Here is an 11655-nt window from a genome sequence, read left to right as displayed (position 1 = left end):
AACGGCAAGGATGCTGCTTCGATGGTTGTTCGTTGATGCTCCCTTGGTGCACCCTTGCTCGTTCGACTCGAGGCGAAGCTACAAGGGTGCACCAAGGAGCGTACAGCGAGTAAGGTTAGGCCAGTGGATACAACGGGGTCGTTTTTCGGATACGGCCATATCGGAACGGGATGATGTTACCTATCAATAAAATTGGGTTAATGCAGGCTAATTTAAGTACGCATTATCCTGCTTATATAAAAGCACTGTTTGTTATAAAATAAACTATACAATATACGCTTATATGCTCAACGATGCGTATATATTATTCATTTCCAGTCAGCTCTTAATTACAATTTCAAATGGATTGGAAACAGATCTCCTCCATATTCTTTTTGATTCACCTTTATATTTATGTCTCCAGGGTTAAGCAATTAAGTGTAAATGGACAGAAGTAAAGCTCTCAAAACGCATTTAGATGAAGTAAAACTGTAGATAAAATATTATATTAAAAGTTATTTAAGCGTTATATGATCAAAAAATCGGTAATTTGTTCTATAATTATTTTTGAATGTATACAAATTCTGAAAAAGTCCGTAGAGAGCAAAATCAAATGATCTTTGGCATACGTGCTTTAATTGAAGCGATTAAGAGTGGAAAAGATATTGAAGCGGTTTATGTACAAAGGGGCCTTACAGGGGCACTTTTTAATGAACTACGCGTATTATTGAAGGAAGCGGAGATTACTTACCAGCAGGTTCCGGTTGAAAAACTAAACCGCATTACAACGAAAAACCACCAGGGTGTGGTAGGTATGATATCACCGGTTACCTATCAGAATATTGAAGATATTGTTCCTCAGATTTATGAAAACGGTAAAATTCCGTTATTGATTATTTTAGATGGAATAACGGATGTAAGAAACATGGGAGCTATTGCCCGTACGGCCGAATGTTCAGGTGTGCAAGCGATTATCGTTCCGGTTAAAGGCTCTGCCCAGATTAACCCGGATACTATTAAAACTTCAGCCGGTGCATTGTTCAATATTCCGGTTTGTCGTCATGAAAGCCTGTTGAAGGTTGTTCGTTTTCTACAAGCTTCAGGAATACAGATCGTTGCCTGTACGGAGAAAACAAATGATCTTTTATACACAGTGGACTTTAAAGTCCCTACAGCTATTGTAATGGGATCAGAAGAAGATGGGATTTCTTCTGATATCATTCGGATTGCTGACCATTTATCTAAAATACCAATGAGTGGCACCATAGGCTCTTTAAATGTTTCTGTTTCGGCTGGAGTAATCCTTTATGAGGCAGTAAGACAGCGATTGGACTAAAACCTAAAGACTTTATTGGAAGGATAGAGTCAATAAAAATTATTGAGTTGAAGGATTATTATTTATTTATAGATACTGAAACGTCTGGGTTGCCTAAAAAGTGGGATAAACCTTACTCAAAGATAGGTAATTGGCCATATATTGTCCAGGTATCGTGGGTCGTATACACTAAAAACGGACATGAGGTAATCCGCAAGGATCATTTTATTAGTGATAATGACTTTGTGACCTCATCCACATCTTTTAAGATACATGGCTTCTCAGACGAGTACCGAAAGAAAAAGGGTCAGCTGAGGAAAGAGGTGATGACTGATCTTTCTTCAGACCTGATGACTTACAAGCCTATGATCGTGGGACATTTCACAGAGTTGGATCTCCACATGATAGGCTCTGATTTTTATCGTGCCAATGTAAAGAATCCGGCACCGGATTTACCTACATTTTGCACGATGATGGCGACGGTAAAGCTGGTTAAAAACCCCAGAGCTAGTTTTTTAAGACTTGGTGAGCTGTATGAAACGCTCTTTAACAAAAGTCTTGAAAACCCTCATAATGCCTTAGCCGATTCAATAGCAACTGCAAATTGTTTTTTTGAATTACAAAAAAGAGGCATAATTAATGATGAAATTATTTCATCACAACAGGCTGGCTTGAATAAGGTAAAATTAAATTCTAAGCGATTTGCTTTTGCATTACCAGTTTTAATATTATTCATTATAACAATACTAATATCTTTCCTTGTATGACACGGGTCGAATTTTTAAAAAACGTAATCCCTTTTAACCTATTGCCCGAAGAAGTTTTACTGGGAGTTTCCGACTTATTTCATGAAGTGAAATATGTAAAGGATACGGTCATTTATCAGCAGGAACTGACTAAAATGAAAGGCATTGATATCATCGTTGAAGGTGAATATGAGTCTTTCTTTTACGATAGCTCACATTCCCGCAGACTGCTTGAGCATCATTATGGGGGATTTTGTTATGGTGGAGTGTCCGTTCTGCTGAACAGGAAAAGATCGCTCCGCACGGTAATTGCAAAGAAAGGAACAATTGTTTACTTTTTACCCCGTAAAGATTTCAGGGCATTATGCAATGCTTATGAAGACTTTTTCCATCATTTTACGACAGATTTTGGTAAAAGGATGCTTAATGAGGAGTTCGCACATTTTGCAAAGCACCCTACCTCTTTTGAAGAAAGTTATATTGCCTCTGAACAGCTATATTCCCGTAAAATAGAAAGTATCGGTTATAAAGATATTGTGTATTGTGACTCGCAGACGCCAATTTTTGAAGCTGCATTAACAATGGCTAAGCAAAAAACAAGCTGCCTGATCGTTAGAGATCAAGAAAATAAGGTTGCTGGATTCATTACCGACATCACCTTGCGCGACAAGGTAATCGCGAATAAGAAAGATCCAAATGAACCTATAATTGAAGTTGTAGATAACCCGGTTATGACCATAAACAGTCAGGCCTACGTGTATGAAGCCGTATTAATGATGTTTACCACCAAAACCAAGTATCTTCTTGTTGAAGATAAGGGTTCATTGAAAGGTATAATAAGTAGAAATAGGTTATTAAGTGAGCAGGCACAGTCACCGTTGGTTTATATACAATCTGTTAAACTAGCAGTATCATTGGAGGAATTGAAGTCAAAGTGGGAACTAGTCCCTCAAATGATTACTCAATTACTGGGCAGGGGAGTAAATGCGGAGATCATCAATCAAATCATCTCCACTATTGCAGATACTATTGCTCAAAAGGTAATTGAAGAGGTGATCAAAGAAATAGGTACACCACCAGCTGAGTTTGTATTTATGGTTTTGGGAAGTGAAGGCCGCAAAGAACAAACGCTTAAGACGGACCAGGACAATGCCATTATTTACGAAGATAAAGCAAATGAACAAAGGGAATTAGTGCGGGATTACTTCTTGAAATTTTCTACAATTGTTTCTGATCGATTAAATTTTATCGGATTTGTGTATTGTACAGGAGGTTTCATGGCAAGTAATCCGAACTGGACACATTCTCTTTCGCATTGGAAACGTAATTACGAGAGCTGGATTGAAGATTCTTTGCCTGAAACGGTAATTAAATTTTCCACTTTTTTTGATTGCCGATATATTTATGGAAATAAAAAGATTATAGATGAACTTCAGGAATTTTTGGATGAAAAATTGCAACAGCCAATGGGTAAGTTATTTTTCTATATGGCAAATAATGCCGTTCAGTATCAGCCGCCTTTAACTTTCTTCAAAAACATTAAAACGATAACTATTGGTTCACACGAAGTCTTTGATATAAAGAAATCAATGACTCCTATAGTTGACCTGGTTCGGTTATATGCTTTAAAGAACAGAATCTTTAAAACCAATACAGGCGAACGGATTAAAGCATTAAAAGATGCAGGTATATTTTCAGAAACGGAATATCACGAACTAACTCAGTCCTATTATTATCTGATGGCAATGAGACTAAGAAAACAAGCCAGTCAGATCATTCACGATAAAGTGCTTCCTGAAAATTACATCGACCCCAATACCCTGACAAAAATTGAACAAGTAACACTTAAAGAGATATTTAAAACCATTGAAACCTTTCAATCTAAATTAAAAGTAGAGTACACAAACAGCCTGTTTGGCTAATAAAGCGGTTTATGATAACCATCATGACGATTCCTGATTGCTGTCACTGATTATTTGCTTCTATAAAAATACCTTTATAGCACAAATTACTCATTGATTATTAAAACCAGTAATATCATGAAACTTACAAATGCAGAAAAGCTTCTTCAAAAAATTGAAAAAGTCCGTGAAGCGCAACGATTATTTTCCACTTACACTCAAGTACAGGTGGATGAGATCTTTAGACAAACTGCGATTGCAGCAAATAACTCCAGAATTTCTTTAGCCAAGATGGCTGTTGAAGAAACCGGAATGGGAATAGTGGAAGACAAAGTAATAAAAAATCACTTTGCTTCTGAATATATCTATAATCAATATAAAGACACTCCAACATGTGGTGTTATTGAAACAGACGAAGCATTCGGAATAACCAAAATAGCAGAACCAATAGGCGTTATTGCTGCTGTAGTACCAACAACAAATCCTACATCCACAGCTATTTTCAAGGCACTTATTGCTTTAAAAACTAGAAATGGAATTATTTTCTCTCCACATCCAAGAGCTAAAAATTCCACAATAGCAGCAGCTAAGATCATTCTGGATGCAGCAGTAGAAGCAGGGGCACCAAAAGACATTATCGCATGGATTGATGAACCAACAGTTGAGTTATCTCAAATATTAATGGGAGCATGCGACTTGATCTTGGCTACCGGTGGACCTGGTATGGTAAAATCAGCTTATTCTTCAGGCAAACCTGCCATTGGTGTAGGAGCTGGTAATACGCCTGCTATTATTGATGAAACAGCCCATTTAAAAATGGCTGTAAACTCTATTCTTCTTTCAAAGACTTTTGACAACGGAATGATATGTGCATCTGAACAATCTGTGATTGTTATTGATAGCATCTATGATGAAGTAAAACAGGAATTTGAAGATAGAGGAGCATACATATTAAAACCAAATGAAGTTGAGAAAGTACGTAAGGTCATCGTTGTAAACGGTGCATTAAATTCTCAGATCGTTGGACAGTCTGCTTTCAAAATCGCAAAGTTAGCTGGTGTTGATGTTCCTGAATACTCTAAAATTCTTATTGGAGAGGTAGAATCAGTTGAAAAAGACGAAGAGTTCTCTCACGAGAAATTATCTCCGGTCCTGGCTATGTATAAGGCTGAAAGTTTCGAAAAGGCGTTAGATAAAGCAGCACGGTTAGTACAATTAGGTGGTTTTGGCCATACATCAGTTCTTTATACTGACGAAAATAAGTCTCATGACCGGATTGAACAATTTGGTGCAAGAATGAAAACCGGCAGAACAATCATTAACATGCCATCATCTCAGGGTGCAATAGGCGATATCTTCAACTTTAAGTTATCCCCTTCACTTACATTAGGATGTGGTAGCTGGGGCGGAAACTCTGTTTCAGAAAATGTTGGTGTTAAACATTTATTAAATATTAAAAGCGTAGCAAGTAGAAGAGAAAATATGTTATGGTTCAGAGTTCCACCGAAGATCTACTTTAAATATGGCTGTATGCCTGTTGCTTTAAGAGAGCTTAAGGAACTTGGTCGTAAAAAAGCTTTTATCGTAACAGATAAAGTGTTATATAAATTAGGCTTCATCGATCCAGTAGTTAAGGTTTTAGAAAGTTTAGGTATTGAACATACAGTATACTTTGATGTAGATCCTGATCCAACATTGGATACTGCAAGAAGAGGAGCTGCTGAGATGGCAATTTTCCAACCGGATACAATTATCGCACTAGGTGGTGGTTCTCCAATGGATGCTGCAAAAATCATGTGGGTATTGTATGAGCACCCTGAGGTTCGCTTCGAAGACCTTGCCATGCGTTTTATGGATATTAGAAAAAGAGTATATCATTTTCCTAAAATGGGCCAGAAAGCAATGATGGTCGCTATTCCAACATCTGCAGGTACTGGATCTGAGGTTACTCCATTCGCAGTAATTACAGATGAACATACTGGAATGAAATATCCTCTAGCTGATTATGAGCTTACTCCTAATATGGCAATTGTAGATGCCGAGCTGATGATGAAAATGCCAAGAGGCCTTACTGCTGCTTCAGGTATTGATGCTATGACACATGCTCTTGAAGCGTATGTATCCGTTTTAGCATCTGAATATACAAATGGCTTAGCACTTGAAGCAATCAGATTAATATTTAAGTATCTTCCTCAGGCATATAATGAAGGTACTACTAATGTTAAAGCCAGAGAGAAAATGGCACATGCTGCAACGATTGCAGGTATGGCCTTTGCAAATGCATTCTTAGGTGTTTGTCACTCTTTAGCACATAAACTTGGTGCTACTCACCACGTACCTCATGGTGTAGCTAATGCGATGTTAATCACTGAAGTTATCCGGTTTAACGCTGTTGACAACCCAAGAAAACAAGCTACATTCCCTCAATACAAATATCCGAATGCTAAATGGAGATATTCAAGGATTGCTGATTACTTGAACCTTGGTGGTGAAACAGAAGATGAAAAGATTGAATTGTTAACTGCTGCTCTAGAGGATTTGAAAACCAAAATTGGTATTCCTACTTCAATTAAAGAGTTTGGCGTAACTGAAAAAGCTTTTTACAGTTCTTTAGATACCATGTCAGAACAGGCATTCGATGACCAGTGTACTGGTGCAAACCCTAGATATCCATTAATAAGCGAACTGAAACAGTTATATATTAATGCTTTTGAAGGTAAACGAAATGATTTGACTAATGATGAGCTCAAACTGGAAACAGATGTTATAGCCTAATTAATAATTATTAAGGATAAAAACCGGGAGCTTTGCTTCCGGTTTTTTTTGTACCCTTTTTGGGTTATATTTTAGATTTTTTGTTCATTATATTTACTATAACTTAATTGAGCAATCAAAACTATATGGCATACAACTTTTTCAGTGTTCTTATTGATAACATACCCACCCAGTTTGAAAAGAACAGAATCATAGAAATAACCCCTCAGGATAACGGTGGGTCAAAAATTATAATGGATGCTTCTCATGAATCAGAGGAACCTATTATTTATTTCACTTCTGAGGCTTATGATGATGTAATGAAGTCATTTTTGTCTTAAAAATTTGTAGTTTTATCTATCGTATGGATTTAAACTACAAACGGATTGTAATAAAAGTTGGGTCAAATGTTCTTACTCAAGCAAATGGACTTCCAGACTTACATCGCATTGAACATTTAGTTGAACAAATTGCAGCAATTAAGAAACAGAACATAGAAATAATTTTAGTCTCATCAGGAGCAGTTGCCTTTGGAAGAAGTTTGCTTTCTGTGTCAGATAAATGTGATGCTGTGGCGACCCGCCAATTATTTGCATCAATAGGACAGGTAAAACTCATTAATACGTATTCAGATCTATTTAAAAAACAAAACCTGGTATGTGCTCAGGTATTGGTCACAAAAGAAGATTTTCGGGATAGACTTCACTACCTGAATATGAAAAATTGCTTTGATATATTAATTCAGCATAATGTAGTCCCTGTTATAAATGAAAATGATGTCATATCTGTTACTGAACTCATGTTTACAGATAATGATGAACTGGCAGGGTTGATTGCCTCCCTGCTTAATGCAGATGCCTTAATCATTTTAAGTAACGTTGATGGAATTTTTAATGGTGATCCCAAAAATCCAGATTCCAAAGTGATAGAGAATATCGATCCTGATTTCAACAATTTCTCCGAGTTTATATCGGCCAAAAAGTCTCAGTTTGGAAGAGGAGGGATGATTACGAAATCAAATATGGCTCATAAAATTTCCGGACTAGGCATCGCTGTTCATATTGCGAATGGCAAAACTGAGAATGTAATTGCTAAAGTTTTAAAAGGGAAGGTCATTAACACCAGATTTGCTCCACAAAAAATCGCTTCAGGTAAAAAGAAATGGATTGCCAACTCGGAAAATTATGTAACAGGTGTTGTTCGTATTAACGATGGTGCTAAACTTGCGCTGACTTCTTCTAAAGCCAGTAGTTTACTACCAGTTGGTTTGATTGGTATCGAAAAAGATTTCAAAAAAGGGGACATCATCCGGTTAATCGATCAGGACAACCTAGCTATAGGACTTGGCATTGCTGAATATAATTCAGAAAAAGCCAAAGAAAGAGTAGGCCTCAAGAAACAAAAAGCTTTAGTACATTACGATTACTTATTTTTGACCCATTAAATTGATAACTATGAATCTTCAGCATACTTTCGAAAATGCTAAATCTGCTACTAGATCCTTGTCTGAATTATCTGATAAAAAAATAGCTTCAGTTTTAGTTCAACTTGCCGAGGAATTGCTGAAAGAGCAATCTTTTATTATTGATGAAAATCAAAAAGATCTTTTAAGAATGAGTCCGGAGGACCCAAAATATGACCGGCTTAAAATAACCAAAAGCAGGATAGCAGATATTGCAACAGACCTTGTGAATGTTTCTAAGCTTAATAGTCCTTTGCAAAAAGTACTGCTTGAAAAAACATTACCTAATGGTTTAAATTTAAAAAAGCTGCGTGTTCCCCTTGGTGTGGTAGGTGTAATTTATGAAGCTCGTCCGAATGTAACCATAGATGTATTTTCTCTATGTATTAAAACTGGAAATGTTGCCGTTTTAAAAGGAGGGAGTGATGCTTCCTTCAGCAATGAAGCCCTGATTTCATTAGTACACAAGGTTTTGGATGCAAATCATATAAACAAACATGTCGCCATTTTACTTCCTCCTGATCGAAGTGCTACTGAAGCTCTTTTAAATGCGGTTGGCTTCGTTGATGTGATTATTCCTCGAGGTAGCCATAGTTTAATAAAATATGTTAGAGAGCATTCCAAAGTACCGGTAATTGAAACAGGTGCTGGAATTGTGCATACTTTTGTTGATGAAACAGCCAATATAGAAAAGAGCCAGGCTATCATTTTCAACGCGAAGACAAGAAGGGTAAGTGTTTGTAATTCATTAGATTGCTTAATAGTTCATAAACAAAAGCTTAAGGATCTTCCCTATCTAACCGAACCTCTGAGTAGTGCTAACGTAATCATATATGCAGATGAACAATCTTTTGAGGCATTAAAAAATCATTATCCGGCTCATTTACTTTTCCCAGCAAAGGAGGAGCATTTTGGGATTGAGTTTCTGGATTACAAGCTTTCCATCAAAACAGTAAATGATCTGGAATCAGCTCTTAATCATATTGCAAAATACAGCTCCAAACATAGTGAAGCTATTCTTTCAGAAAATGAAGAGAACATTAACAGGTTTCTTTCCCATGTGGATGCAGCGGCTGTCTACGCTAATGCCTCAACAGGCTTCACAGATGGCGCACAGTTTGGACTTGGTGCTGAAATAGGCATTAGTACTCAGAAGCTACATGCAAGGGGTCCTATGGGCTTAGAAGAACTCACAAGTTATAAATGGATTATTGTGGGAACAGGACAAGTTAGGGTTTAACCTTCTATTTACTTTCGAAATAATTTGCTTAAAACCTCTAAGATCGGATAAACACCGAGAATTTTACTTCCTATTTGACAATAGAAAGTTTAGGATAACTTCTTTCCAGTAAGTAGAAACTACCAAACAATATGGTTCCATAAATAGCATCTGCTACCAGCATGTTACCTAAGAAAGGCAAGCCCATAATATATGATTGCGTAATGCCACTTAGATTATGAGGATACCAAGGGTAAAGGAATGCAAAATTGGTGATTAAAAAGAATAGAACGGACCCTGCAACTGAAGCGATGGCTATTTTCATAGGGGTAACCTTATTTTTAATAGCAACTCCACAAAGCACCATGACGATAAAACCGATATAAACAACGGCATTGAATCCACTTCCTAGGAAAAAATCTGATATGGCCATTGCAGTTAAAGGAACGATAAAGGCCATTACTTTATTTTGAAACTGAGATCCAGCAAATATGGCTAAAGCACCTACAGCAGTAAAATTCCAAATATGGGGAATGTAAACAGGTAAAGCCCTTGTACAAGCGGCAAGTAAAATAAGAAGGCTTAGCACTATATATCTGGAAGAATGTACCTGTTTTATCATGTCCAAAGTTAAACGTAAAAAATCAAAAGGGAAAGGGTATAAATACTTTTAGTAGCTTCAAAAAGCATAAATTAACCGCATAACTGAGAAATTGATCCTTTCAAAACAGGATAATGAAATCAAAACAAGCCATTTGAAGGTTAATTTGCTTCCTTTATTTAGTGATTACTACTCAATTTCCAGTGACTATACACGTATTTTAAGCTCCACTAATCGGAGCGTTTCAGTCCATATTTCTCTATTTTACTATATAGATGACTTCTTTGAATGTCAATATCATCAGCTGTTTTTGACACATTCCAATTATTCTTTTGAAGCTTATATTTAATATATTCTTTTTCTGATTGATCTTTGTATTCTTGAAAATTGGAAAACTGGTCAAAATTAACCTGAGGGCTTTGGACAGAAACAGGAATTGAAACAACATCCTGAGGACCGGATGGATTAGCGAAAGTACGCACATCGTTTTCAGTGATTACTTTTTCACTTAGAATAATTAAACGTTCAATCATATTTCTTAGCTCTCTGATATTACCGCTCCAGGGTAAATCCATTAAGGCACTCATTGCTCCATCGCTTATCTTTTTTACAGGCATGTTATAATCAGAACATATCTCTGTACAGAAGCTATGAGCTAAAATTGGGATATCATCTTTTCTATCACTCAGAGGGGGAACATGAATTAGGATAACGCTAAGCCGGTGATAAAGGTCCATACGGAAATTGTTGGCATCAATCTCTTTTTGAAGGTCTTTGTTCGTAGCAGCAATAACACGAACGTTTACTTCAATTTCTTTTTCGCCACCAACACGTGTAATTTTATTCTCCTGTAAAGCCCGAAGAACTTTTGCCTGGGCTGAATGGCTCATATCTCCAATTTCATCAAGAAAAAGTGTACCACCATTGGCCTGCTCAAATTTCCCTATCCTTTGTTTTACTGCAGAAGTAAAAGAACCTTTTTCATGTCCGAAAAGTTCACTTTCAATCAATTCCGAAGGAATAGCAGCACAGTTGACTTCAATCATAGGTCCATTAAGACGCGAAGACTTTTCATGGAGCCATCGGGCTACGAGTTCTTTCCCACTACCATTTGCACCGGTAATTAATACACGGGCATCAGTAGGAGCTACTCGCTCTATGGTATCTTTAATTTTTGATATAGCAGCTGAATCACCTAAGATTTCGCGCACCTTACTTACCCTGCGCTTCAGTACCTTAGTTTCGGTAACGAGGTTTCCTCTTTCTAAAGCATTTCTAACTGTTATCAGTAATCGGTTTAAATCAGGGGGTTTGGAAATAAAATCATAGGCTCCCTTTTTACTGGCTTCAACAGCTGTTTCTATTGTACCGTGGCCGGATATCATGATGAAAGGCAGGTCAGGTCTTATGGAAAGCCCTTCAGATAATACTTCCATACCATCCATTTTATTCATCTTTATATCACAAAGAACTAAGTCAAACTCTTCCTTTTTAATTAAAGATAGACCATCGATTCCGTTATCTATATCCTCAACTTCATAATTTTCATATTCAAGTATTTCCCGTAATGTGTTACGAATAGCACGTTCATCGTCAATTATTAAAATTTTTGCCATAGTGTTCTTTTTTCGAACGTAATAAAAATAAATTAGTCTGCGAATGTATACAAATATATACA

General features: G+C 36.7%; 10 protein-coding genes. 8 read left to right on the top strand and 2 right to left on the bottom strand.

Translation table 11 applies throughout. The features are described 5' to 3' along the window. The 8 genes from BFL47_RS20060 to BFL47_RS12685 all read left to right on the top strand — a co-directional run. A partial coding sequence (locus BFL47_RS20060; protein ID WP_211480967.1) for a hypothetical protein occupies positions 1 to 190 on the top strand: 190 nt, incomplete at its 5' end. Positions 191 to 550: 360 nt separating this feature from the next. Then, complete coding sequence (gene rlmB / locus BFL47_RS12715; RefSeq protein ID WP_069660170.1) at positions 551 to 1315, top strand: 23S rRNA (guanosine(2251)-2'-O)-methyltransferase RlmB; 765 nt, start codon at positions 551 to 553, stop codon at positions 1313 to 1315. A 47-nt stretch (positions 1316 to 1362) separates the two neighbouring features. After that, positions 1363 to 2061: a 3'-5' exonuclease gene (locus BFL47_RS12710; RefSeq protein ID WP_069660169.1), complete on the top strand. Its 699-nt coding sequence runs from the start codon at positions 1363 to 1365 to the stop codon at positions 2059 to 2061. Next, positions 2058 to 3962 carry a DUF294 nucleotidyltransferase-like domain-containing protein gene (locus BFL47_RS12705; protein WP_069660168.1) on the top strand — a complete coding sequence of 635 codons (1905 nt, stop codon included), beginning with the start codon at positions 2058 to 2060 and terminating at the stop codon, positions 3960 to 3962. The genes BFL47_RS12710 and BFL47_RS12705 overlap by 4 nt, the downstream gene beginning before the upstream one ends. 117 nt (positions 3963 to 4079) lie before the next feature. Beyond that, positions 4080 to 6716: a bifunctional acetaldehyde-CoA/alcohol dehydrogenase gene (gene adhE / locus BFL47_RS12700; protein ID WP_069660167.1), complete on the top strand. Its 2637-nt coding sequence runs from the start codon at positions 4080 to 4082 to the stop codon at positions 6714 to 6716. Between the two features lie 125 nt (positions 6717 to 6841). Beyond that, positions 6842 to 7036: a hypothetical protein gene (locus BFL47_RS12695; RefSeq protein WP_069660166.1), complete on the top strand. Its 195-nt coding sequence runs from the start codon at positions 6842 to 6844 to the stop codon at positions 7034 to 7036. Positions 7037 to 7059: 23 nt separating this feature from the next. Then, entirely contained in the window at positions 7060 to 8139 is a 1080-nt protein-coding gene (gene proB / locus BFL47_RS12690) for a glutamate 5-kinase (RefSeq protein ID WP_069660165.1), read from the top strand. Between the two features lie 10 nt (positions 8140 to 8149). Further along, complete coding sequence (locus BFL47_RS12685) at positions 8150 to 9397, top strand: glutamate-5-semialdehyde dehydrogenase (protein WP_069660164.1); 1248 nt, start codon at positions 8150 to 8152, stop codon at positions 9395 to 9397. Positions 9398 to 9467: 70 nt separating this feature from the next. Here the strand turns inward: BFL47_RS12685 and BFL47_RS12680 are convergent, their stop codons facing one another. Both BFL47_RS12680 and BFL47_RS12675 read right to left on the bottom strand, forming a co-directional pair. Continuing rightward, positions 9468 to 9998: a DUF6580 family putative transport protein gene (locus BFL47_RS12680; RefSeq protein ID WP_069660163.1), complete on the bottom strand. Its 531-nt coding sequence runs from the start codon at positions 9996 to 9998 to the stop codon at positions 9468 to 9470. Positions 9999 to 10207: 209 nt separating this feature from the next. Further along, entirely contained in the window at positions 10208 to 11593 is a 1386-nt protein-coding gene (locus BFL47_RS12675) for a sigma-54-dependent transcriptional regulator (protein WP_069660162.1), read from the bottom strand. Positions 11594 to 11655 lie beyond the last annotated feature (62 nt).

It is taken from the genome of Arcticibacter eurypsychrophilus (assembly GCF_001730525.1).
Classification (GTDB): Bacteria; Bacteroidota; Bacteroidia; order Sphingobacteriales; family Sphingobacteriaceae; genus Arcticibacter; species Arcticibacter eurypsychrophilus.
The sequence above is the reverse complement of the archived record's forward strand: the minus strand, read 5'-3'. Positions and strand labels throughout refer to the sequence as shown.